Origin of the sequence: Citrobacter gillenii, assembly GCF_013337685.1 — a bacterium.
In the GTDB taxonomy this organism is placed as follows: domain Bacteria; phylum Pseudomonadota; class Gammaproteobacteria; order Enterobacterales; family Enterobacteriaceae; genus Citrobacter; species Citrobacter gillenii.
In genome coordinates this window covers 302,059-326,639 of the sequence record NZ_SUQN01000008.1, presented here as the reverse complement: position 1 = coordinate 326,639, position 24,581 = coordinate 302,059, and the positions used below count along the sequence as shown (strand labels likewise).

The 24,581-nt window shown below is 52.9% G+C and carries 22 protein-coding genes and 2 tRNA genes; 13 read left to right on the top strand and 11 right to left on the bottom strand.

The window, feature by feature from the left end:
- Positions 1 to 24 precede the first annotated feature (24 nt).
- Positions 25 to 101: transfer RNA gene (locus FCH32_RS20185), tRNA-Met, on the bottom strand.
- Positions 102 to 166: 65 nt separating this feature from the next.
- Positions 167 to 243, bottom strand: a tRNA-Met gene (locus FCH32_RS20180).
- A gap of 204 nt (positions 244 to 447) precedes the next feature.
- On the opposite strand from FCH32_RS20180, the gene mltA reads away from it, so the two are divergent.
- Entirely contained in the window at positions 448 to 1,545 is a 1,098-nt protein-coding gene (mltA, locus tag FCH32_RS20175) for a murein transglycosylase A (RefSeq protein ID WP_096755869.1), read from the top strand.
- Positions 1,546 to 1,675: 130 nt separating this feature from the next.
- Positions 1,676 to 2,482 carry a tRNA cyclic N6-threonylcarbamoyladenosine(37) synthase TcdA gene (gene tcdA, locus FCH32_RS20170; RefSeq protein ID WP_174361415.1) on the top strand — a complete coding sequence of 269 codons (807 nt, stop codon included), beginning with the start codon at positions 1,676 to 1,678 and terminating at the stop codon, positions 2,480 to 2,482.
- A 68-nt stretch (positions 2,483 to 2,550) separates the two neighbouring features.
- Here tcdA and csdE read toward each other — a convergent pair whose 3' ends face one another.
- Together csdE and csdA are read right to left on the bottom strand one after the other, a co-directional pair.
- Positions 2,551 to 2,994, bottom strand: coding sequence for a cysteine desulfurase sulfur acceptor subunit CsdE (gene csdE / locus FCH32_RS20165; protein WP_096755871.1), 444 nt, complete (start codon positions 2,992 to 2,994; stop codon positions 2,551 to 2,553).
- A complete protein-coding gene (csdA, locus tag FCH32_RS20160; RefSeq protein WP_117343125.1) occupies positions 2,994 to 4,199 on the bottom strand; it encodes a cysteine desulfurase CsdA in 1,206 nt (401 codons plus the stop codon). Before csdA ends, csdE begins: the two co-directional genes overlap by 1 nt.
- A 192-nt stretch (positions 4,200 to 4,391) precedes the next feature.
- Between csdA and FCH32_RS20155 the strand changes: the two genes are divergently transcribed.
- The 4 genes from FCH32_RS20155 (at position 4,392) to rlmM (ending at position 7,406) form a co-directional block, all read left to right on the top strand.
- Positions 4,392 to 4,619: a YgdI/YgdR family lipoprotein gene (locus FCH32_RS20155; RefSeq protein WP_096755873.1), complete on the top strand. Its 228-nt coding sequence runs from the start codon at positions 4,392 to 4,394 to the stop codon at positions 4,617 to 4,619.
- Between the two features lie 362 nt (positions 4,620 to 4,981).
- Positions 4,982 to 5,899, top strand: a complete 918-nt coding sequence (gene gcvA, locus FCH32_RS20150; protein WP_096755874.1) for a glycine cleavage system transcriptional regulator GcvA — start codon at positions 4,982 to 4,984, stop codon at positions 5,897 to 5,899.
- Positions 5,900 to 5,917: 18 nt separating this feature from the next.
- A complete protein-coding gene (locus FCH32_RS20145) occupies positions 5,918 to 6,313 on the top strand; it encodes a DUF423 domain-containing protein (RefSeq protein WP_096755875.1) in 396 nt (131 codons plus the stop codon).
- Positions 6,306 to 7,406 (top strand): 23S rRNA (cytidine(2498)-2'-O)-methyltransferase RlmM, encoded by a 1,101-nt coding sequence (gene rlmM / locus FCH32_RS20140; protein WP_096755876.1) that lies wholly within the window; start codon positions 6,306 to 6,308, stop codon positions 7,404 to 7,406. The genes FCH32_RS20145 and rlmM overlap by 8 nt, the downstream gene beginning before the upstream one ends.
- A 27-nt stretch (positions 7,407 to 7,433) precedes the next feature.
- Here the strand turns inward: rlmM and fucR are convergent, their stop codons facing one another.
- From fucR to fucI, 4 genes are all read right to left on the bottom strand, one after another.
- Positions 7,434 to 8,168 carry an L-fucose operon activator gene (gene fucR / locus FCH32_RS20135; RefSeq protein WP_174361414.1) on the bottom strand — a complete coding sequence of 245 codons (735 nt, stop codon included), beginning with the start codon at positions 8,166 to 8,168 and terminating at the stop codon, positions 7,434 to 7,436.
- Between the two features lie 57 nt (positions 8,169 to 8,225).
- Positions 8,226 to 8,648, bottom strand: a complete 423-nt coding sequence (fucU, locus tag FCH32_RS20130) for an L-fucose mutarotase (protein ID WP_096755878.1) — start codon at positions 8,646 to 8,648, stop codon at positions 8,226 to 8,228.
- A 1-nt stretch (position 8,649) separates the two neighbouring features.
- Positions 8,650 to 10,068: an L-fuculokinase gene (fucK, locus tag FCH32_RS20125; RefSeq protein WP_174361413.1), complete on the bottom strand. Its 1,419-nt coding sequence runs from the start codon at positions 10,066 to 10,068 to the stop codon at positions 8,650 to 8,652.
- Positions 10,069 to 10,165: 97 nt separating this feature from the next.
- Positions 10,166 to 11,941 carry an L-fucose isomerase gene (fucI, locus tag FCH32_RS20120; protein WP_115257585.1) on the bottom strand — a complete coding sequence of 592 codons (1,776 nt, stop codon included), beginning with the start codon at positions 11,939 to 11,941 and terminating at the stop codon, positions 10,166 to 10,168.
- 464 nt (positions 11,942 to 12,405) lie between these two features.
- Here fucI and FCH32_RS20115 point away from each other — a divergent pair, with 464 nt between their 5' ends.
- The 7 genes from FCH32_RS20115 to fucO all read left to right on the top strand — a co-directional run bounded on the left by FCH32_RS20115 (position 12,406) and on the right by fucO (position 20,576).
- On the top strand, positions 12,406 to 13,905 hold the full coding sequence (locus tag FCH32_RS20115; RefSeq protein ID WP_115257586.1) for a sugar ABC transporter ATP-binding protein: 1,500 nt from the start codon (positions 12,406 to 12,408) through the stop codon (positions 13,903 to 13,905).
- A gap of 3 nt (positions 13,906 to 13,908) precedes the next feature.
- The gene (locus FCH32_RS20110; RefSeq protein WP_096755882.1) at positions 13,909 to 14,892 is read left to right on the top strand and encodes an ABC transporter permease; all 984 of its coding nucleotides are present in this window, start codon (positions 13,909 to 13,911) and stop codon (positions 14,890 to 14,892) included.
- A gap of 73 nt (positions 14,893 to 14,965) precedes the next feature.
- The gene (locus FCH32_RS20105; RefSeq protein ID WP_115257587.1) at positions 14,966 to 15,916 is read left to right on the top strand and encodes an ABC transporter substrate-binding protein; all 951 of its coding nucleotides are present in this window, start codon (positions 14,966 to 14,968) and stop codon (positions 15,914 to 15,916) included.
- Between the two features lie 53 nt (positions 15,917 to 15,969).
- A complete protein-coding gene (locus FCH32_RS20100) occupies positions 15,970 to 17,550 on the top strand; it encodes an FGGY-family carbohydrate kinase (protein WP_146717871.1) in 1,581 nt (526 codons plus the stop codon).
- A 64-nt stretch (positions 17,551 to 17,614) separates the two neighbouring features.
- Complete coding sequence (locus tag FCH32_RS20095; RefSeq protein ID WP_115257588.1) at positions 17,615 to 18,613, top strand: LacI family DNA-binding transcriptional regulator; 999 nt, start codon at positions 17,615 to 17,617, stop codon at positions 18,611 to 18,613.
- 139 nt (positions 18,614 to 18,752) lie between these two features.
- The gene (fucA, locus tag FCH32_RS20090; protein WP_096755886.1) at positions 18,753 to 19,400 is read left to right on the top strand and encodes an L-fuculose-phosphate aldolase; all 648 of its coding nucleotides are present in this window, start codon (positions 18,753 to 18,755) and stop codon (positions 19,398 to 19,400) included.
- 27 nt (positions 19,401 to 19,427) lie between these two features.
- Entirely contained in the window at positions 19,428 to 20,576 is a 1,149-nt protein-coding gene (gene fucO, locus FCH32_RS20085) for a lactaldehyde reductase (RefSeq protein WP_137363171.1), read from the top strand.
- A 91-nt stretch (positions 20,577 to 20,667) separates the two neighbouring features.
- Here fucO and xni read toward each other — a convergent pair whose 3' ends face one another.
- The 3 genes from xni to FCH32_RS20070 form a co-directional block, all read right to left on the bottom strand.
- Complete coding sequence (gene xni, locus FCH32_RS20080; protein ID WP_096755888.1) at positions 20,668 to 21,423, bottom strand: flap endonuclease Xni; 756 nt, start codon at positions 21,421 to 21,423, stop codon at positions 20,668 to 20,670.
- A gap of 166 nt (positions 21,424 to 21,589) precedes the next feature.
- Positions 21,590 to 22,957, bottom strand: a complete 1,368-nt coding sequence (locus FCH32_RS20075; protein ID WP_096755889.1) for an L-serine ammonia-lyase — start codon at positions 22,955 to 22,957, stop codon at positions 21,590 to 21,592.
- Positions 22,958 to 23,007: 50 nt separating this feature from the next.
- Positions 23,008 to 24,297, bottom strand: a complete 1,290-nt coding sequence (locus FCH32_RS20070) for an HAAAP family serine/threonine permease (protein WP_096755890.1) — start codon at positions 24,295 to 24,297, stop codon at positions 23,008 to 23,010.
- Positions 24,298 to 24,581 lie beyond the last annotated feature (284 nt).

Sequence of the window (24,581 nt, the reverse complement as noted above, 5' to 3'; positions counted from 1 at the left end):
GCTTTCTATTTTATCAAATTTGATTGGTTGCGGGGGCCGGATTTGAACCGACGACCTTCGGGTTATGAGCCCGACGAGCTACCAGGCTGCTCCACCCCGCGTCCGTCTTTTTGCTTTGTATTTGTGATTCGAACTACTTCGCAAAAATCTTACATCAAATTTTAATTGGTTGCGGGGGCCAGATTTGAACTGACGACCTTCGGGTTATGAGCCCGACGAGCTACCAGGCTGCTCCACCCCGCGTCCGTGGATGCGCACTATACTCTGCTAACGATTTCATGCAACCTTTTTTTACGTGGATCACTGTTTTAGGATGAAAATGAACAAAAACAACGCATTTCGGTTTATTTTTTGTTCAAAATTTGCCTTGAGGTATGTATTCGCATTTCATTAGGTTCAGGGGTTTGTTATCTTCATCTCGCATTCAGGCAACTTAAGACGAGAACAATGAAAGGACGTTGGGCAAAATATCTTCTGGCGGGGGCGGTAGTCGTGATGCTCGCCGCGTGTTCCTCTAAACCCACCGATCGTGGGCAGCAGTATAAAGACGGGAAATTGACCCAGCCTTTCTCACTGGTGAATCAGCCCGATGCGGTTGGCGCACCGATCAATGCCGGTGATTTTGCCGAGCAGGTAAATCAGATCCGCAGTTCCTCACCGCGTTTATATGGCAATCAGAGCAACGTCTACAACGCTATCCAGGAATGGTTACGCGCGGGCGGTGATACGCGCAGTATGCGCCAGTTTGGTATTGATGCCTGGCAAATGGAAGGGGCGGATAACTATGGTAACGTCCAGTTCACCGGCTACTACACGCCGGTCATCCAGGCGCGCCATACGCGTCAGGGGGAATTTCAGTACCCTATCTACCGCATGCCGCCAAAACGCGGACGCTTACCAACGCGTGCTGAAATCTACGCCGGGGCGCTGAGTGACAACTATATTCTGGCCTACAGCAACTCCCTGATGGATAACTTCATTATGGATGTGCAGGGCAGCGGCTATATCGACTTTGGCGATGGCAGCCCGCTTAACTTCTTTAGCTATGCCGGGAAAAACGGTCATGCCTACCGCAGTATTGGTAAAGTACTGATCGACCGTGGCGAAGTGAAGAAAGAAGATATGTCGATGCAGGCGATCCGCCACTGGGGCGAAACGCACAGCGAAGCCGAAGTACGTGAGCTGCTGGAGCAAAACCCGTCGTTCGTTTTCTTTAAACCACAATCTTATGCTCCGGTTAAAGGTGCCAGCGCAGTGCCGCTGATTGGCCGCGCATCGGTTGCTTCCGATCGCAGCATTATTCCAGCCGGTACGACGTTACTGGCAGAAGTCCCGCTGCTGGATAATAACGGCAAATTTACCGGTCAGTATGAACTGCGCTTGATGGTGGCACTGGATGTCGGTGGCGCTATCAAAGGCCAGCACTTTGATATCTACCAGGGTATCGGTGCCGATGCCGGACATCGCGCAGGTTGGTATAATCACTATGGTCGCGTCTGGGTGCTGAAGTCATCCGGCAGCGCGGGTAACGTATTTAGCGGCTAGTTGCCTGGCGGCTAGCCTTATCAGGCCTACAAATTAGCGCGTAGGCCGGATAAGCGAAGCGCCATCCGGCTATGAAACGACACTCAGGGCGGCATTGTCCGCTCTTTTTGTTTTCTATATCTGAGGTTCTATGTCAGTGGTAATAAGCGACGCCTGGCGTCAGCGTTTTGGTGGCACCGCGCGTCTGTATGGTGAAAATGCCCTGCAATTGTTTGCCGGGGCGCATGTTTGCGTGGTCGGGATTGGTGGCGTGGGCTCGTGGGCGGCGGAAGCACTGGCGCGTACTGGTATTGGCACGATTACGCTCATCGATATGGATGATGTGTGCGTCACCAATACTAACCGTCAGATCCATGCCCTGCGAGATACCGTCGGGCAGGCGAAAGCCGAGGTGATGGCCGAGCGGATACGCCAGATTAACCCAGAGTGTCGGGTTAATGTTGTTGACGATTTTGTCACGCCAGATAATGTTGCTGAGTATATGAACGCGGGCTTTTCGTATGTCATTGACGCTATCGACAGCGTGCGCCCGAAAGCGGCGCTGATTGCTTACTGTCGACGCAATAAAATTCCGCTGGTTACCACCGGTGGCGCGGGGGGGCAGATCGACCCCACGCAGATTCAGGTCGTTGATCTGGCAAAAACCATTCAGGATCCGCTGGCGGCGAAGTTACGTGAGCGGCTAAAAAGCGATTTTGGCGTGGTGAAGAACAGTAAAGGCAAGCTGGGTGTGGACTGCGTGTTCTCGACCGAAGCGCTGGTGTACCCGCAGGCTGACGGCTCCGTGTGTGCTATGAAGGCGACGGCGGAAGGGCCGAAACGTATGGATTGTGCATCCGGATTTGGCGCGGCCACCATGGTGACCGCAACCTTTGGCTTTGTTGCCGTGTCTCACGCACTGAAGAAGATGATGGCGAAAGCCGCGCGTCAACCCTGATTGTGTCGGATGGCGCTACGCTTATCCGACCTACGGTTTGTGTGGCGTTGTCGGCCGGATAAGACGCATCAGCGTTGCCATCCGGCATCCTGAACTGCCCCAATGAGCGCATTCAACCCCTGGCTGCGCGAGGCGCTAAGCTGCGCGCGTAAACCCAATTCATCAAAGAACGCCATTGGCGAATGCGTCTGTAACTCGGCGGCGGTTTTGCCCTCGACGGCGGTGAGTAAAACCGCCAGCAGACCGCGCACGATACGTCCTTCGCTGTCGCCAAAAAAATGCAGGGTGCCATTATCCTGCAGGGTATAGCCCAGCCAGACGCGGTTTTCGCATCCGGCAATTTCTTTGGCCTGTGCCTTCAGCGCATCCGGCAGAGCCGGAAGCTGCTTACCGAGCAGGATCAACTGACGGTATTTATCTTCCCATTGGTTGAGTGGGAGAAAGGTATTGCGTAATGTCTCTTCGGTTACGGTTGTGCCAAACGGGTGTCCGGCGAGCAGAGGAGTTGTCATTAATCCACCAATATTTCCAGCGCGCGGTCAACGGCTGTGACCAACGCATCCACATCACTTTGGCTATTATAAGGTGCAAATGAGGCGCGCAGGGTGCCTGATACGCCAAGTTCTGCTAACAGCGGCTGTGCGCAGTGCTGTCCTGCACGCAACGCAATGCCATATTCGGCCAGCAGCGTGACCATATCGCTGTGGTGCACCCCGGCGAAGTCAAAGGCTAACAAGCTGGAATCCTGACAGCGGAAGGAGCGGAATCCAGGCCGTTTTGCCAACGCATCTTCCGCCAGCGTCGCCAGGCCACGGCTCCAGCTCTCGGCCTGAACAATGTCGATATCCGCCAGCCATTCCAGCGCCGCGCTCAGGCCGATGACTCCGGCAACGTTAGGCGTACCCGCTTCCAGCTTCCACGGTGCTGCCTGAGTGGTGAACCCCTCAAAGCTGACCTCGCTAATCATCTTGCCACCACCGAGCCAGGGTGACATTGCGTCCAGTAGCTCAGGCTTACCGTACAGTGCGCCAATGCCGGTTGGACCATACAGCTTGTGGCCCGAGAAGGCATAGAAATCAATATCTAACTGCTGAACGTCGGCGGGAAAATGCACCACACCCTGGGCGCCGTCTACCATCACCACCATTCCTGCCGCGTGGGCAAGTGTAATCGCGCGCGCTAAATCCGGGCAGCCGCCAGTGACGTTAGACATCTGTCCCAGCGCCAGTATGCGACTGCGCGGGGTGATGAGCTCGGGCAAACGCTCAACATCAGGAAGTAACTGCGCGTTGAGCGGCAGTCTGACGACCCTGGCCCCGGTTTGCTGGGCGACCATCAGCCAGGGAACGAGGTTGGCGTGATGTTCTGCCACGCTAACGATGATCTCATCACCCGGCTGCAAGCGTGGGCGCGCGTAGCTTTGCGCCACCATATTGATGGCCTCCGTCGTGCCGCGGGTCCAGACGATGGTTTTGTCATCTGGCGCGTTGATCAGACGGGCGACTTTTTCCCGTGCGGCCTCATAGCGAGCGGTCAGGCGCTGGGCTTCGGCAAACTGGCTGCGATGGACGTTCCCGGCGCTCAGGCTATAAAACTGATGCGTAGCTTCAATAACCGTCTGCGGCTTGAGCGCTGTGGCGGCACTGTCGAGATAGACGCCAGCATCATTGAGTGCGGGAAACTGTGCGCGAAACTGCGCGGGGTTAAAAGCGTTCATGGGATTCCTCAGTTCAATACCCCGATCGTGGCGCAAAAAGGGCGCTGGCACAAGGGTAACCCTAAGCATCGGAATCCTCTGGATATCCTGGTGAAATCAGACCAGTGTCTTATGCTAGATAATGTTGGGCGAAGATTTTTGCCTGTTATGAAATTCGTTTTATCTAGCATAAATCGCTTTAAGGAGAAGAATATGAAAAAGACTGCCGCCATTATCTCTGCCTGTATGCTGACTTTTGCCCTGAGCGCCTGTTCTGGTTCGAACTATGTTATGCACACCAACGATGGTCGGACAATCGTGTCTGATGGTAAGCCAAAGACCGATGATGAAACGGGAATGATTTCGTACAAGGACGCTAACGGCAACAAACAGCAGATTAACCGTACTGACGTGAAAGAGATGGTAGAACTGGAGAACTAGCCGCTCGGCCATCGATAAAACGCAGACAAAAAAAAGCACCGCAAATTGGCGGTGCTACATTAATCACTATGGACAGACAGGGTAAATGTACAGGAAGTGAAAAAGGGTAGCTTTGCTACCATGGTCTGAATCGCAGACCAATTGCAAACACAACAACACAACATCACAACCGTAAGCCAAAAGCCCACCAGAACACGCATTCCGATAAAACTTTTCGTTCCGGCTTCAGGAAGTGCCGCCACTATAGGTATTTGCTGGTAGAACCTCAACGGACAATTTATAATGGCTCAGATTAAAAAAACTAATAGGTTACAGCCTGTTAGATAACTGTTAAATTCATTTAACATCAAAGCCTAAAAGTCATGTCAAAACGATTACCACCCTTAAATGCGTTACGTGTTTTTGATGCCGCGGCGCGTCATTTGAGCTTTACTCGCGCAGCAGAAGAGCTTTTTGTGACGCAGGCCGCAGTAAGTCACCAAATCAAGTCACTCGAGGATTTCCTAGGGCTGAAGCTGTTCCGTCGACGCAATCGATCTCTTCTGTTGACGGAAGAAGGCCAAAGCTACTTTCTCGACATCAAAGAGATTTTTTCGCAATTAACCGATGCGACGCGTAAACTTCAGGCACGCAGTGCAAAAGGTGCGCTTACCGTCAGTTTATTGCCCAGTTTTGCCATTCAATGGCTGGTGCCCAGACTCTCTAGCTTTAACTCAGCTTATCCGGGAATCGACGTCAGGATCCAGGCGGTTGACCGTCAGGAAGATAAACTGGCTGACGATGTTGACGTGGCGATTTTTTATGGTCGCGGCAACTGGCCTGGCCTGCGCGTAGAAAAATTGTACGCAGAATATCTGTTGCCGGTCTGCTCTCCTTTATTGCTCACCGGTGATAAACCGCTGAAGACGCCAGAGGATCTGGCAAAGCACACGTTATTGCATGATGCTTCTCGCCGCGACTGGCAGGCCTATACGCGCCAGCTTGGGTTGAATCATATTAACGTTCAGCAGGGACCTATCTTCAGCCATAGCGCCATGGTGCTACAGGCTGCCATCCATGGACAGGGTGTTGCGCTGGCCAATAACGTGATGTCGCAATCAGAAATTGAAGCGGGCCGTCTGGTTTGCCCGTTTAATGATGTGTTGGTCAGCAAAAACGCGTTTTATCTGGTTTGTCATGACAGTCAGGCAGAACTGGGTAAAATAGCCGCCTTCCGTCAGTGGATTCTGGCGAAAGCGGCCACTGAACAAGAAAAATTCCGCTTTCGTTACGAACAATAATTTACGTAGGGTATTAACATGACCAGCCGTTTTATGCTGATTTTTGCCGCCATAAGTGGCTTTATCTTTGTTGCTCTGGGCGCGTTTGGGGCTCACGTGCTAAGCAAAACGCTTGGCGTTGTTGAAATGGGTTGGATCCAGACCGGTCTTGAGTATCAGGCGTTTCATACGCTGGCTATTTTTGGTCTGGCCGTCGCCATGCAGCGACGTATCAGCATTTGGTTTTACTGGAGTAGCGTGTTCATGGCATTAGGCACCGTGCTGTTTAGCGGTAGCCTGTATTGCCTCGCGCTCTCTCATTTACGCCTGTGGGCGTTTGTTACCCCGGTCGGTGGTTTCAGCTTCCTGGTAGGTTGGGCGCTGATGTTAGTGGGTGCTATTCGATTGAAACGTAAGGGCGTTAGCCATGAATAAGGTTGTATTGTTGTGTCGCCCGGGTTTTGAGAAAGAGTGCGCCGCAGAAATTACGGATAAAGCAACACGTCGGGAAGTGTTCGGCTTTGCCCGCGTGAAAGACAATGCGGGGTACGTGACTTTTGAGTGCTATCAGCAGGGGGATGCTGAAAAGCTCGTAAAAGAGTTGCCGTTTAGCTCGCTGATTTTTGCTCGCCAGATGTTTGTTGTCGGCGAGTTGCTGCAATATTTACCGCCGGAAGACCGCATTACGCCGATTGTTGGCATGTTGCAGGGCGTGGTGGAGAAGGGTGGCGATCTGCGTGTCGAAGTGGCCGACACTAACGAAAGCAAAGAACTGGTGAAGTTTTGCCGCAAATTTACCGTACCGCTACGTGCGGCGCTGCGCGAAGCGGGCGTGCTGGCAAAGTATGAGACACCAAAGCGCCCGGTTGTCCACGTGTTCTTTATTGCGCCGGGCTGTTGTTACACCGGTTATTCCTGGCCTGACAACAACTCGCCGTTTTACATGGGGATCCCACGTCTGAAGTTCCCGGCCGATGCGCCGAGTCGCTCAACGCTGAAGCTGGAAGAAGCGCTGCATGTCTTTATTCCGGCCGATGAGTGGGATGAGCGTCTGGCAAACGGCATGTATGCGGTGGATTTAGGCGCATGTCCTGGCGGCTGGACCTATCAGCTGGTCAAACGCAACATGTGGGTTTACTCCGTGGACAATGGTCCGATGGCGCAAAGCCTGATGGATACCGGACAGGTTACCTGGCTGCGTGAAGACGGATTTAAGTACCGTCCGAATCGTAGCAACATTTCGTGGATGGTTTGCGATATGGTGGAGAAGCCGGCGAAAGTTGCCGCGCTGATGGCGCAGTGGCTGGTCAATGGCTGGTGTCGTGAGACGATTTTCAATCTCAAATTGCCGATGAAAAAACGCTACGAAGAAGTGTCGCAAAACCTGGCGTATATTCAGGAGCAGTTGGATGAACACAACATCAATGCACAAATTCAGGCGCGTCAGCTGTACCATGACCGCGAAGAAGTGACCGTGCACGTGCGCCGTCTGTGGGCGGCTGTTGGTGGTCGTCGCGACGAGCGATAAGACGCCCGGGCCGGATGACGCATACGTTTATCCGGCCTGGATTACCGCACCGTCTGTCTGCTGTTCACCCGAAATAATATGCGTGACCTCTTCCAGATGCCCGATCCGGGCCTCGCCAGAACGATCTAACTTACTTTTATCGAAAAGCAGCAATGACTGTGATGCACGCTTGAGCAGAATAGATTTGAACTCCGCGTTGCGGCTGTTGGAATCCCAAAGCGTGCCGCTGCTATCGATCCCGGCACAGGAAAAAATAAACAGGTCGATGTCGAGGGATTTCAACTGAGAAATGAGCGACGGGTTCACGTAGCAACCGTCCTTACGCTCCAGCCTACCGCCTGAGCAGATGAGCTGAATATGTTTACGTTTGGCCAGTTCCTGGCAAATGGGCTGACTGTTGGTAAATACCTGGATGTTGATATCCGGCAACTGTCGGGCCAGATACCAGCAGGTCGAGCTGGCGTCCAGGGCTATCACCATGCCTTCTTCTATCCATGTCAGCGCTTCCCGTGCGGCATCGGCTTTATGCGCATGATGGCTGTTACGTCGAATGTGAAACGGGTCGCCGCTGTTTTGATTTTCCCGCTGAATGATCCTGGCGCATCCGTGGCTGCGCAGGATTTTGCCCTGGGTTTGTAGTTCGCTGAGATCGCGGCGGATAGTCTCTTTACTGACGTTCAGCTGCAAAGCCAAAACTTCAGTGGTCAGGTTTTGATGGTGAATGAGCAAGTCTACTATCGCCTGCTGGCGCGCCGCTTTCATGGTCCGATCCTCATCGTTGGATGAATGCCCGCCTCTGACGGGCACTCCGATCAGAGATTACGGTGTTACGCCTTTTTTCAAAAGAATATTTCCGTACTTTGCCCGCTCGCCGGTGATAACGACAGCAAACGCGTTTTGCGCCCGCTCGTAGAATGCATAGCGATCAATGCGCGTGATACCCGGACCGCCCGCTGGCAAGGAGAGCGCATCGCGATACCGTGCTTCGACACTTGGGTCGAGTGAATCCCCTTCAACGGGCGCCATCATCACCAGCGGCGGAGCGTAACTGTCCAGTTCAAACAACGGAATAATCGCCTGTAGCAGGGCGTCGACCTGCAGGCCGTCGGCGCGGATCACCTGTGGCCCCATGCTGTGCGCGGGAAAATGAGCATCGGAAAAGATAATTTCATCGCCGTGACCCATTTCAGCCAACACTTTCAGCAGGTCGGGGGAAATTAAAGGGGAAATCGTTTTTAGCATGTCACTCGACTCCTGTGAGTTCGGGTTCAGTTTGCGGATAGAAATAACGGTACTGGTAATGCACCTGGGCGCGAGCCTGCTCCGGTGAGGTAAATTCCCCAATGCCTGACCAGGCAAACATCGCCGCCCCGGCGACGGTGGTTTCGGCGTCATCCAGCACTTTGATCGGGATACCCAGAACGTTGGCTTTAATCTGATTCCACAGCGCGTTACGACTTCCCCCACCAACCAGCAGCAGCTCTGTCGCCTGGAAGTGACCGATGGTCTCCAGTGTCTGTAGATTTTGCTGCAGCCGGTGGGTGAGTCCCTCCAGTGCCGCACGGTATAAATGTCCCCGCGTGCTGTTGAGCGTGACGCCTTGCCAACCCGCGTTTGCGCCGGTGAGCAGATCGCACTGCATTTTTACCCCATCAGCCCCAGCCGGAATGGCGTTGGCTTCATCGATAAGCGTTTGCCACGGCGTATCGGCAGTCCACAGCAGCTTGCGTACCCATTCGAGAACGCCGGAAGCCAACCATTGCATACCGGGATTGTACAGCCCGGTGTGGCTGTCCAGTTCGCAGGTGGAGCCGGAATACTGGCTCAGCAGTGGGGTATTCACCTGCGCGCTGCGCACCATCAAAATTTCCCATGTGCCGGAGGAGAGCACCGGTTCGTCCGGCTGTGCGCCCGCGCCAAAGAGAGCGAACTGTGTATCATGCCCGGCGGAAATGACCGGAATGCCCGTCGGCAGCCCGAGCAATGTTGCCGTGGTGCTTTGCAACGTCCCAATATGCTCGCCTGCTTCAACGAGGCGGGGAAACAGTCGGCGTGGAATGCCGGCTGCCTGCAAAATGTCGGGGCTGAACTCTCGCTGATGGATATCCAGCAGCTGGCTGGTGCCTGCCATGGTGATATCCGTCGTGAATTCACCGGTTAAGCGATGGTTAAGAAGCGAGGAGATAAATAGCCAGGCGTGCGCCCGTTCCAGTAATTGCGGGTGGTTTTCTTTGAGCCACACCAGTTTATACAGGGTGTTAAAGCTGAAGGCGCCGACGCCGGAGATATCCTGCAACTGCTGTGGTGTCATCAGGCGGCTGATATTGGCCATCACGGCGGCGGTGCGTGGGCATTTCCAGCTGATTACCGGATAAAGCAGTTCGCCATTTTCATCAACCAGCGCGCCGTCTACGCCAAACGTGGTGACGGTAATCCCGCGGATTTGGCGGGTTGACAGTTCAGATGACAGGCGGTGGCAGCAGTCGGCAAAGCGTTGCAGAATGGCATCCAGGGACCACTGATGCCAGGTGCTGTTTTCTGAGGCGATATCACTGGCGTTCGGTGTGGAGGCGCGGGCAACAATTTTTCCCTGACGGTCAACGGCAATGGCCCGCACGTTGGTCGCGCCACAGTCGAGGACCAGTATAACGTCTTGTTTCATAGCCACTCCAAATGTTGCCGGATGGCGCTGCGCTTATCCGGCCTACAAATTTTACAGTTGTAGGCCCGGTAAGCTTGCGCCACCGGGCAGAGTCGCATTAACGTTTATACAGCGGGCCATAGTTCTGGCAGGCGCGATAATCCTGGCCTTCACTGTCCATACCGTGTGCAGCCCAGGCTGAAGGGCGATAGATTTTCTCTTCTTCCACGTTGTGCATACACACTGGAATACGCAGCATGGCGGCAAGGGTAATAAAGTCTGCACCAACGTGACCAATAGTCAGCACACCGTGGTTCGCACCCCAGTTCGCCATCACCGAGTAAACGTCGCTGAATGGACCTTTACCGGTTAAGCGCGGAGCAAACCAGGTCGTTGGCCAGGTGGAGTTGGTGCGGGCATCGAGCTGGTCGTGCATGTCTTTCGGCAGTTCCACGCTCCAGCCTTCGGCTATCTGCAGCACCGGTCCCAGACCTTTGATGATATTGATACGGGTCATGGTGAACGGCACACCGCCTTCAGTCAGGAAGCGAGAGGAGTAGCCGCCGCCGCGGAAGTATTCATGAATAGCCGGGCACCATTCGGTTGCCGCCAGGCAATCATCCACCTCTTGCTGGGAGATTTCCCAGTGCGGTTTCATGGTCGGTTTGCCATCGCTGTCACGCTGTTTGCAGGAGCCGTCCAACGCCGCAGATCCGGAGTTGATCAGGTGGATAATACCGTGCTCAGCAAGGCCAGTCAGCGGCTGGCCGGTGACGCGTTGCACGGCTTCCGGTGACCAGTAGGTGCGTACATCGGCAAAGACTTGCGCGGTACCGGTAAGCTGGCGGCCAAACAGCATTGCTACACCGTTCAGACTGTCGTTTTCGGTGGCAACCACATACGGTTCGCGTACGCCGTTCCAGTCAAATGAGCTGTTCAGCAGGGCTTCGGCGGTGTCGCCGTTCGGGTATTGATCGGTCCAGTGACGCTGACCCTGGAAGCCCGCGGCAATGGCGTTGAAGCCCAGCGACTCTTCGACCAGGCCTTTTTCAGCCAGTATCTTGTTACCTTGCATCATGTCACGGATGCACATTGCCATCAGCAGGCTTTCTTTCAGGACCGCGCGGCTTTGCTCTTCGTTGCGTTTGTACTGTTGGGCATTCTGATCTTCGCCATAGCGGAAGTTTTTGTCCGCCCACGCCAGTGCAATCTCCAGCTCGGTTTCGTCATAGATTTTTTGGTCAATACGACGACGCAGCTCGGTCATATCAACCGGCTGAACCTTCATGCCCAGCCAGGATTCAAAGAAGTTATGATCGACAATGGATCCTGCGATCCCCATTGAAACGCCGCCCACGGACAGATAGCTTTTGCCTTTCATACTGGCAACGGCCAGGCCTGCACGGCTAAAGCGCAGCAGTTTTTCTTCAACATCGGCGGGGATGGTGGTGTCACCCGCATCCTGCACGTCATGACCGTAAATCGAGAAAGCAGGCAGACCTTTTTGGTTATGCGCTGCCAGCGCTGCAGCCAGATAAACAGCGCCAGGACGTTCCGTGCCGTTGAAGCCCCAGATGGCTTTTGGACGCATTGGGTCCATGTCGATGGTTTCGCTGCCGTAGCACCAGCATGGTGTCACGGTGATCGTCACGCCGACATTTTGGCTACTGAATTTTTCTTCGCAGGCGGCGGATTCAGCCATCCCGGCAATGCAGGTGTCTGCAATCACGCACTCAATCTGCGCGCCGCAGGCGTGACGAAGTTTCTCGCTGATAAGCGCAGCAGTGGCTTTCGCCATATTCATGGTTTGTTCTTCGAGCGACTCGCGTACACCCATACGACGCCCATCAATCACCGGACGAATACCGATTTTCGGTAAACTCATTTTGTTCATTCGAGGTTCCTCATCTCACTTTATGCCGTGCTGCAAAAGCGGATGGAGGACACCACTGTCGCAGTTGGCTGAATTTTTTATTTTTGCTAACTCGAGTTAGCTTAGGTATCAGCGAGTTTTTTGCACAACTTTTTTGTTGCGGAACTGTGAGAGGCCTCACGAGAAGTGGTTAAAATTCGATCTGCGTCAAATAAATAAATGTACGTATTTAAGTTAATTTTCTTTTTAATTAATGAGATACAATAAATTGTCTGTCCAGTGTCACAGTTTTAAACCAAATGATTTGGTTATTTTTTGCAGCTAAAATAGCTTTAAAAGGCAATCGCTAACTCGAGTTAGCAATAATCAAAAAACGTATCTACGCTTTTAAGAAGTATTCGCATTAACGGTGACGATGGCTCCATGGCAACGCTGTTTTCGCCTGATTTACCGACTGTAGTTTCTGTATATTGAGGAAAGCAGCAATGTCCGAAACATTTTTACAGATGAGTCATATTACGAAACGTTTTCCCGGCGTATTAGCGTTGAGTAATGTGGATTTTGCGTTACGTAAAGGGGAAGTTCATGCGCTGCTTGGCGAAAATGGCGCGGGAAAATCCACCTTGATGAAAATTTTATCCGGCGTTTATCAACCGGATGAAGGCAATATTATTTTTGAAGATCAAGCTGTTTCATTCGCGAATCCGTTAAGTGCACAAAAAGCCGGGATCACGATTATTCACCAGGAATTTAATTTATTCCCAGAGTTAACGGTTGAAGACAATATCTTTATTGGCAGGGAATTTTGCAAAAATAACCGCTGGCGTCTTGACGAGAAACAACAGCGCCAGGCAGCTATCGATATTTTGCAAAAATTGAACCTGAATATTGCGCCAGATACGCTGGTTGCCGATCTTACCGTCGCTCAACAACAAATGGTTGAGATTGCCAAAGCTATATCGGTGAATGCCAAAATTCTGATTATGGATGAACCGACGGCGGCGCTGACGGAAACGGAGATCGACAGTTTATTTCAGGTTACCCGTTTGCTGAAAGAGCAGGGTACCGGCATTGTCTATATCTCGCACCGTCTGGAAGAGCTGGCGTTAATTGCCGACCGCGCGACCGTGATGCGAGACGGTCAGTTTATTGCCACCGTCGATTATGATGCTGTAAAAATCAGCGACTTAATTGCCATGATGGTTGGGCGTGACCTCGGGAATATCTATCCGCGTCGTGAACCCTTGTCTCAGCACAAACCGGTGCTGGAAGTGAGCGGCCTGACGCGCAAAGGGGTACTGAACAACATCGATTTCACCCTGCATCAGGGGGAGATTTTAGGTTTTGCCGGTCTGATGGGCGCAGGGCGTACCGAACTGGCGCGTGCCATTTTCGGCGCAGATCCCATCGATAGCGGTACCATTACGCTAAACGGTAAGGTCACCGTGGTTAAAGATATCCCTGACGCAATCAAACAGGGGATCAGCTATTTAACAGAGGACAGAAAAAAAGAAGGACTGGCATTAGGGCTGTCGGTTGAGCGCAATATTATGCTGGGGAATTACCCGGAGTATTCCGATCGCTACGGCAATGTTGATAGCAAGCGCTGTCAGCAAACCAGCCAGGAGCAGGTGAAAGCCCTGCGAATTAAAACGCCACACCTTGAGCAGGCCGCATTAAATTTAAGTGGTGGTAATCAGCAGAAAATCATTATTGCCAGATGGGTGTGTAAAGACACCGATATTCTCATCTTTGATGAGCCTACGCGTGGCATTGACGTGGGGGCCAAACTTGAAATTTATGAATTGATGAATCGACTGGTGGCAAAAGGGAAATCAATCATCATGATTTCTTCTGAATTACCGGAAGTGCTGGGTATGTGCGATCGCATTTTAGTGATGCGTAGTGGTCGTATTACCGGTGAGTTAGCTTCTGATGACGCCACACAAGAAAAAATCATGCAATACGCGACGTTAGAGGATTAATTTATGACTATCTCTGTAACCTCTTCAGACAGCAATAATAAAAAAATTAAAATTAACAAAGAACTTTTAATGCGCCTCGCGCCGCTTTTCAGTTTGATTATTCTGGTGATATTTTTCAGTTTTGGATCGCCATTTTTCTTTAATACTGAAAATATTATGACCATTGCTCTGCAAACCTCGGTCATTGGCATCATGGCGATTGGCGTTACCTTCGTCATTATCACCTCCGGGATCGACCTTTCTCTCGGTTCCGTGGTGGCGTTTTCAGGCGTTGCGGTCGGTATCTGCGCCACGCTGGGTTTGCCTCTGCCGATTTGCATCCTGGCAGGCGTGTTAGCCGGTGGGCTGTGCGGTTATATCAACGGGCTGTTGGTCACCAAAATGACCATCCCGCCCTTTATTGCCACGCTGGGCCTGATGATGTCCGTCAGGGGTATCAACATGGTGATGACCGACGGCCGCGCGATTTACTTTGCTGACTACCCAGGCTTCAAAATGCTGGCACAGGGCCGCCTGTTCGACGTGCTGCCTTATCCGGTCTTTTACCTGGTGGTGGTGGCGCTAATCGCTGCGTACATCCTGAAGAAAACGGTGATTGGTCGCTATGTTTATGCTGTGGGCAGCAATGAAGTTGCAGCACACCTGTCCGGAATTAAAGTCCAGCGCGTCAAAATCTTCGTCTACGCCTTCTGCGGTCTGCTAACCGGGATTGCCGGGGTCATTCTTGCTTCGCGTCTGAACTCAGGTCAGCCAACGGTTGGTGTGGGTTATGAGCTGGAAGCGATTGCCGCGGTGGTGATTGGTGGTACGAGCCTGATGGGCGGGATTGGCACCATCGGCGGCACGATTATCGGCGCATTCATTATGAGCGTGTTGAAAAATGGCCTCAACCTGATGGGCGTCTCCCAGTTCTGGCAGATGGTGGCAATGGGTGTGGTGGTTATCGCGGCGGTTTATCTCGACACATTACGCAAAAAAATTCGTTGATTTACGCTCCCGGAAGTTGCGGGGCATCATAACCCTGACGTTTAGGGTGACTCACTCAGAACGGAGTACAACAATGAAAACCAGGCATTTTGTCTATGCGTTATCCCTGCTGGCCTGCATGACTTCCAGCGCGTTGGCTAAAGATATGAACCTCCCTGTGGTCAGTAAAGGTTTCCAGCATGAATTCTGGCAAACCGTAAAAATGGGGACCGAAGCGGCAGCGAAAGAGTTGGGTGATAAAACCAGCTATGTAGGGCCGGCGGATGAAACACAAATTGCTGAGCAGATTCAGTTGGTTGAAAACGCAATGGCGCAAAAGCCTAACGGACTGCTGCTGGCGGCGTTAGATGCCAATGCCCTCGCACCGCTGGTGGAAACGGCCAATTCACGGGGGATTAAGGTTGTGACCTTTGACTCTGGCGTGAATTCCGACATTCCGGTCAGCTTTGTGGCAACCAATAACCGTAAAGCCGGCGCAGAAGCCGCCGATGCGCTCGCCGCTGAAGTGGGCAGCAAAGGGAAGGTCGGTATTATTGCGCACGTGGCCGGTACCTCTTCTGCAATCGAGCGTTCAGAAGGGTTTATTGCCCGCATGAAGGAAAAATATCCGGATATCAAGGTGCTGCCAGTTCAGTACAGCGACGGGGATCCGCAAAAAGCGATGGATAAAACCATCGATATGATTCAGGCCAACCCGGATATTGCCGGGATCTATGGCACTAACGAAGGTTCAACGCTGGGTGTAGCGAACGCCATTGATAGTCAAAACCTGAAGGGCAAAGTGAAGGTGATTGGCTTTGACAGCACCGAAGCGATTATTGCCTTCCTGAAATCCGGCGTTATCCAGGGCTTTGTGGTGCAGGATGCTTACCAGATTGGCTATCAGGGGATCAAAACGCTGAATGCCGCCGTGTCGGGTCAGGCTGTTCCAAAAGAGATTGATATCCCGGTTAAATTCGTGAATGCGAAGAACATTGATACACCGGAAATCGACAAATTATTACATCCATTCGGTAAAAAATAAGACCGTTGGGGCGACACGTTCGCCCCATTTTTAGCCAGTGTCAGGGAGTTACTATGAGCAGTGGATATTTCCTCGGGGTGGATGTCGGTTCCGCCAGCGTCAGGGCCGGTGTCTTTGATGCCAATGGTACGCGACTGGCCTTTGCGACATTACCTATCTCGCAGTTTCGACCCGGTCCGCAGCGGGTAGAACAATCATCCGCTGAAATCTGGCAGCAGGTGTGTCATGCGGTGAAAGATGCGGTGTCGTCAGCGGGGGTTCCCGTCGAGGAAATTCGTTCACTGGGATTCGATGCCACCTGCTCTCTGGTTGCTCTCGATGAACAAGGACAAGGGTTGGCGGTTTCACCCGGTGAATCGCCAGACCATAACATCATCATGTGGATGGATCATCGCGCGGCAGACGAGACCAAACGCATTAACGCCACGCAGGATCCCGCCCTGCGCTATGTTGGCGGCGAAGTCAGCGTCGAAATGGAATTGCCTAAAGTGCTGTGGCTGAAGAATCATTTTCCTGCGACGTGGGAGCGCGCGCATCGATTCTACGATCTGGCGGACTTCCTGGTCTGGAAAGCGACCGACAGCGATGTAGCGGGTCTGTGCACCCTGACCTGTAAATGGAACTATCTGGCGCACGAACAACGTTTTAGTCATTCGTTGCTCGATGCCGTTGAATTAACAGATTTACTCAGCAAAATCCCGTCGCGTATTTTACCGCCGGGGGCCGCCGTTGGTACGCTCAGCCCTGAAGCGGCGCAGGCGTTGGGACTGACCACACATGTTGTGGTTGCCAGCGGGATGATTGATGCGCATGCAGGCGGTGTGGCGCTGGCCGGTGCTCAGCCTGTGGGAACGCTGGCGTTGATCAGCGGCACGTCAAACTGCCATATGCTGTGCAGCGAAGAGGAAATTCATACACCGGGCGTATGGGGACCATACTGGTCCGCGATGCTACCCGGCTACTGGCTGACCGAAGGCGGGCAAAGTGCCGCCGGGGCGTTAGTCGACTGGACGCTTCAGGAGTCAGGCGTCAGTGCGGACCTGTATCGTAAGGCCGAAGCGCGGGGTTGCCATCCGATAGTATTGGTCAATGAATGGGTGGCTGCACTGGAGGAAAATGAAGCGGAACCAGGGCGCAACTTACATGTGTTGGCCGATCATCATGGCAACCGCTCACCGCGTGCGCGACCGGATGCTCGCGGCAGCGTATGTGGCTTGACCCTTGAACGTGGCGAGCGGCAGGTTGCCCGCTTGTATCTGGCAACATTACAGGCGATTGCCTGCGGTACGCGGCATATTATGGAAGTGATGCGCGAAAATGGGCACACCATTACACGACTGACGCTGTGCGGAGGAGCAACGCACAATCCGCTGTGGCTACGTGAGTATGCGGATGCGACCGGATGCGATATCCATTTAATGCAGGAAGAAGATGCGGTGACGCTGGGTGCGGCGATTACCGGTGCGGTTGCCTGCGGGGCGTGGGCAAATTTCCCGGCGGCTTGTCAGGCGATGGTGACGCCCGGTGAGGTTATCAAGACAAACCCTAAGCGTCAGGACTTTTATGCCCGCAAATATCAGGTGCATCTGACTATGTGGGGGCAGCAGCAGGTGCTTAACCAACTGATGCTGTAAGACAAATGTTTAAAATACTTTTATGATTGTGAATTGACGTTTTGGATGTGAACTGGGGCATATAATGGCTAAAACAGTAGAACAGATAGCCAGCGATCTGAATTTATCGGTGACAACCGTGCGACTGGTGTTGAATGGGAAAGCTGAGCAATATCGTATCAGCGTTAAAACCCAAACGCGCATTAATGAATATGTTGAGCGTTATGGTTATGTCATCAACCATTCAGCGCGCAGCCTTAAACTGAATAAAACGGATACGCTGGGGCTGATTGTGCCCAATATTTCCAACGTCTTTTTTGCTACGCTCGCTGAAAAACTTGAGCAACGCTGTCGTCGTTCTGGATATCAGTTAACGATTAGCTGTACTTATGATGATGTTGATTACGAGAATAAATTAACCAAAGCGTTAATTGCACGTAATGTTGACGGACTTTTTATTGTCCCGTCAACGCTCGAAAACCAGCAGCATCATTTACGCCAGGTTAGAAAACCGATGGTGTTACTTGACCGTGATTTTAAGTACACCGATAACGCGCTGGTAGAAAGTCATAATAGTTTAGGGGGCGAAAAGCTGACGCAAAGTTTGTTCGATGCGGGAAAATCGCCAATCTGGTTTTTGGTGGGCGATACCGGGCTGCCCAGTATTGGCGACCGTTTGCAGGGGTATCTTAACGCATTGACTAACAATGGTATTTCCCATCATGATTGGGTGCGTGAAGGTCCGGATAACACGCCAGATGGTGGCTACCGGCTAATGGAAAAACTGATCGCTGAACAGGGATGTCCTCAGGCATTTATCGCCTCGTCATTACCTGTGCTGGAAGGCGCCATCGTCGCTATTCGCAATCGTTTTGGCGTTATTCCACCTGATATTAATATCGGCACATTCGATGAACATCCGATGCTGGGATTCCTCGCCAATAATGTCTGGTCAATGCAGCAGGATGAAAACGTCTGGGCGGAAAAAGCCTTCGACATGATGATGAGTGCGATTGAAGACCAGCCGATTAAAGAAACGGTAAAAGTACCGATGAAGCTCATTAAGCGTGTAAGACAAAAATAATACTTTTTTAATAATAAATCAGCTAACTGAACCTGAATAAAAATTCAGTGGCTGCTCATATCTGAAACCTGACCCGTCTTACTCTGCGGCTGTATTTTTCGCAATCAAGACGAGGGGAAACTGTACCCGGAGAATTATGATGGAAAGAATGCGTTTGTCGCGAGAAATCATTGAAACCTGCCTTGAAATGACCAGCCTGGGGCTGAATCAGGGAACGGCGGGAAATGTGAGTGCACGTTATGAAAATGGAATGCTGATCACGCCCAGCGGAATTCCTTACGAAAGACTCACGGAAAATATGATCGTGTATGTAGACAACGACGGTAATTATGATAAAGGACAATTACCGTCCAGCGAATGGCGTTTTCACCTTGCAGCCTATCAGACGCGGCCAGAGGCTAATGCGGTTGTCCATAATCATGCGATCCATTGCACCGCGGTATCGATTCTCAACCGTCCTATCCCGGCTATCCATTACATGATTGCTGCTGCCGGTGGAAATTCCATTCCGTGTGCGCCGTATGCGACGTTTGGTACACGTGAATTGTCAGAGCACGTGATCGTGGCGCTGAAAGACCGCAAAGCAACGCTGTTGCAGCATCATGGGCTGATTGCCTGCGAGGCGAACCTGGAAAAAGCACTGTGGCTGGCGCATGAAGTGGAAGTTCTGGCCCGCCTTTATCTGAGCACATTAGCGATCGTCGATCCTGTTCCGGTGCTGGATGATGAAGAGATTGCCATCGTGCTGGAGAAATTCAAATCCTACGGATTACGAATTGAAGAGTAATTTCGCAAAGCGAAAAGGAGAAATACGATGGCGAACAGAATGATTCTGAATGAAACGGCATGGTTTGGCCGGGGAGCTGTTGGGGCGTTAACCGATGAAGTTATTCGTCGGGGATATCGTAAGGCGCTGATTGTGACCGATGCCAACCTGGTACAGTGCGGTGTGGTCGAGAAGGTAACATCGCGGATGGATGCGGCGGGGCTGGCGTGGGAGATTTACTCCGGCGTTATCCCCAATCCCACCATTGCAGTGGTACAGGAAGGGCTGGGTGTCTTTGAGCAAAGTGGCGCAGACTATCTGATTGCCATTGGCGGTGGCTCCCCGCAGGATACCTGTAAAGCGATTGGTATTATCTACAATAACCCTGAGTTTGCCGATGTGCGCAGCCTTGAAGGCTTATCGCCCACGCGTAAGCCAAGCGTACCGGTGATGGCTATCCCGACGACGGCAGGGACGGCGGCAGAAGTGACCATTAACTACGTGATCACCGATGAGGAAAACCGGCGCAAGTTTGTCTGCGTCGATCCGCATGATATTCCGCAGGTGGCATTTATCGATGCCGATATGATGGACGGTATGCCCGCGGCGTTAAAGGCGGCTACCGGCGTTGATGCGCTGACCCATGCCATTGAAGGTTACATCACCCGTGCGGCCTGGGCGTTGACGGATGCGCTGCACATCAAAGCCATTGAGATCATTGCCGGGGCGCTGCGTGGATCCGTTGCCGGTGACAGCAAGGCCGGTGAAGCCATGGCGCTGGGCCAGTATGTTGCAGGAATGGGCTTTTCCAACGTTGGCCTGGGGCTGGTTCATGGTATGGCACACCCGCTGGGTGCGTTTTATAACACGCCGCACGGCGTCGCCAACGCCATTCTGCTCCCGCATGTGATGCAGTACAACGCCGACTATAGCGGGGACAAATTCCGCGATATCGCCCGGGCAATGGGCGTGAAGGTGGAAGCATTGACGTTGGACGAGGCGCGTAAAGCCGCCGTGGATGCGGTGTTTGAGCTTAACCGTGATGTGGGCATTCCGCTGCACTTACGTGATGTTGGCGTGCGTAAAGAGGATATCCCGGCGCTGGCGCAGGCAGCATTCGATGACGTATGCACCGGTGGTAATCCGCGTGAAGCGAGCCTCGGCGATATCGTTGAGCTGTACCACACCGCCTGGTAATTGTGCTGGATGACGGTGTGAACGCCTTATCTGGCCTACAGGATTGCACGAAATGTAGGCCGGATAAGCGCAGCGCCATCCGGCAACAAAACTACCGCACCAGACGTAACTGCTGTAGGTTCCCGTCGATATGTAAGTCCGTTTGCAACCGGGCAATATCGCGGCATAGAAATGCCATTTCTTTGTGCGCCTCGAGCTTCTTGCGCCACTTTTCCGGCACGTCATCAAGCCGGGCGTAAATCCCTTCCAGATGCTGAAACTGCACGAGCAGTTGGGTCGCACTTTTTGGGCCAATACCGGCGACACCAGGTACTTTTGAACTGCTTATTCCTGCTAGCCCCCAGTAATCCGGCAGTTGCTGAGGCTGTACGCCAAACTCTTTTTCGATGAACGGCGCATCCAACCAGCGCTTCTGGAAATAGTCGCGAATTCGCAGGGCAGGAGAGAGCAACTGGCAGTAACCTTTATCGGTTGAGACGATGGTGGCCTGATGCCCGGCCTGGGTGACTTTCACCGCCAGCGTTGCGGCTAGATCGTCGGCCTCATTACCGCTGGAAACCCAGCAGCAGACGCCGCGCTGTTCAAAGGCTGCGCGTAAGGCGGGCATTTCTTGATGGAGTTCGTCGGGCATCGGTGGGCGGCCAGCTTTGTAGTCGGGCAGCCGTTGGTGACGCCAGCCGCTGTTACGCGCTTCGTCATCAAACACCGCCACGGCGTGCGTAGGCTGGCTGTGCACGAGCAATAAATCGAGCGCGTGCTGGCAGGTCTCCACGCAGGGCGATCCCTGAACAGCGTGAATACGGCGGATGAGGTTCAGTGCATCGACAATGAGCAGATGGACGGCCACGGTGTTCTCCCTTACGAATCAGCCTGTAGGGTAACATTCACGGCGAGTGGAGGCGAAGATCTGAAACAACATTTTGCCGGATGGCGGCTGACGCCTTATCCGGCCTACAAATGACTACGGCACTGTAGGCCGGATAAGCTTGCGCCATCCGGCAATGGGTTGGGACTTAATCGCAGGTGACAACTTTCATCGCCAGGCCGCCACGAGAGGTTTCGCGGTACTTGGCATTCATGTCTTTTCCGGTCTCGTACATGGTCTCGATCACTTTATCGAGGCACACGCGCGGCTCGCTGGTACGGCGCAGCGCCATACGTGCGGCGTTAACCGCTTTGACTGAGGCAATAGCGTTACGCTCGATACATGGGACCTGAACCTGGCCCGCAACCGGATCGCATGTCAGCCCCAGGTTGTGTTCCATACCGATTTCTGCCGCGATGCACACCTGCGTAGGGCTACCGCCCAGCAGTTCCGCCAGACCCGCTGCCGCCATTGAGCAGGCCACACCAACTTCACCCTGGCAACCCACTTCGGCACCCGAGATAGAGGCGTTCATCTTGTACAGGGAACCAATCGCACTCGCGACCAGCATGTAGCGTGCCAGCGAGTTAGCGTTCACTTCGCGGATAAACTTGTCGTAGTAAGCCAGTACCGCAGGAACGATCCCACACGCACCGTTGGTCGGGGCGGTAACCACACGCCCACCGGCCGCATTCTCTTCGTTCACCGCCAGCGCGAACATGTTAATCCAGTCCACGACCGCCATTGGGTCGGTGGTGGTTTTGTCACTGCTGACCAGCATGCGACGCAGCGCTGCGGCACGACGTGGCACGCGCAGTTTACCCGGCAAGACGCCTTCGGTGGTGATACCGCGTTCAATCCCGCTACGCATCACTTCCCAGACGTTAGCAAAGTGCTGTTCCAGCTCTTCTTTGCTGTGCAGGGCCAGTTCGTTTTGCATCATCAGACCAGAAAGCGACAGGCCGGTTTCCTGGCAATGTCGTTGCAGATCGGCGGCGGATTTGTACGGATAGGGCACGTTTACCGGCGAGCTGTTCGGCAGGCCGAAATGTTCTTCATCAACGATGAAACCACCGCCAATGGAATAGTAAGTCTGGCTGTAGAGGACTTTTTCGCCGGCCAGGGCGGTAATGCGCATGCCGTTTTCGTGCAGGGACAGATTGTCCGCATGGAAATTCATGCACTTATCGACCGGGAACTCCACTTCATGCTGACCGTCTGCCAGCAGCAAACGTCCGTGAGTATTCACATCCTGGATAAAGGACGGAATGGCATCGATGTCTACGGTGTCAGGCAGATTACCCGCCAGGCCCATAATAATCGCGATGTCAGTGTGATGGCCTTTCCCCGTCAGAGACAGAGAGCCGTAAACATCAACCACGACGCGGGTTACGTCAGTGAGTATTCCGCGAGCAATCAGGTCATCCGTGAATTGTTTGCCTGCTTTCATTGGACCCACAGTGTGTGAGCTGGAAGGGCCAATGCCGATTTTGAAGATATCGAATACGCTAATCATGAGGCGTCCATTGTATAACGAGATGCGCCGCCCGTAGGCGGCGCAGGGGATTAACTAAACAGCGAGTAGAAAATAGCGGAGATGGCAATCAGACCCATAATCACAACGAAGACGTTGCTGATATGGCCGCTGTACTTACGCATGGCCGGGACTTTCTGAATCGCATACATCGGCATCAGGAACAGAATCATCGCGATGATTGGGCCACCCAGGGTTTCAATCATACCGAGGATGCTCGGGTTCAGCGTTGCCACGATCCAGGTGGTAACCAGCATGAACAGTGCAGTGAGTTTGTTCAGCTTGTTGACTTCGATGGATTTGCCTTTACCACGCAGGTGCTTAATCACCATACCGTTGAAGCCTTCACGTGCGCCCAGGTAGTGGCCGAGGAAGGATTTGGTGATAGCGATCATCGCGATAATCGGTGCCATCCAGGCAATGATCGGTGCGTTAAAGTGGTTCGCCAGGTAAGACAGGATGGAGATGTTCTGCTCTTTTGCCGCAGCCAGATCCGCCGGGGTCAGGCTAAACACGCAGCTGAAGACGAAGAACATAACGGTCAGCACCATCATGATGTGAGCGAATGCCAGAATCTTGGAGCATTTCTTCTCTGCTTCATCACCGTACTCTTCACGCTTCGCAACGGCGAAGGAGGAGATGATCGGTGAGTGGTTGAAGGAGAATACCATTACCGGAATTGCCAGCCACAGGGTCAACAACAGGCCATTGCCAGTGGTTGCTGCGGAGTCAAAGGACAGGGTTTCCAGAACCGCACCGCTCCACTGAGGGATCAGGTACAGCGCCAGCAGCATCAGCGCTGCAACGAACGGGAATACCAGGATGCTCATCGCCTTCACGATCATCTGCTCACCGAAGCGCACGATGGTCATCATACCGATAATCAGGATCAGCGACAGGATGGCTCGCGGCGGAGGCGTAATTGCCAGCTGGTGGGTCAGGAAGCTCTCGACGGTATTGGTAATCGCTACGCTATAAACCAACAGAATTGGGTAGATAGCGAAGAAATAGAGCAGCGTAATCAGTTTACCTGCGCCAACACCAAAGTGTTCTTCTACCACTTCGGTGATGTCTTCACCCGGATTTTTACCGGATAACACGAAACGGGTCAGACCACGGTGTGCAAAGTAGGTCATTGGGAAGGCAAGAATAGCCATGATGATCAGCGGGATCAGACCGCCAACACCGGCGTTAATTGGCAGGAACAAGACACCCGCGCCAATTGCCGTACCGTAAAGGCCCAGCATCCACATGGTGTCAGTCTTGCGCCATGCGCTGCGGGTCTGGCCCGTAACGATAGTGCTGGTTTGCGTGTTTTCCATCTATTTCTCCTGGAGGAAGCTTAAAAAGTCAGGTTTGGGTTCAATCCACTGAAAAAAGACCCGACTGTAAAACGAATTCCGATTAGCGATTTTTTATATAATTTTTCGCCGTAATAATTTTCGGGCGGAAAGATACATTTAAGTTATGAATGTATCAGTGATCGGGATCCCAAATGCAATAATCCACTTTTTATGTGGATAAATTTGGACCATTAATCTATTAAAAAATAACCAAAGCGGATTTACGGGCGCGAAGGCTAGCATTAACGACATATGACGTGAAA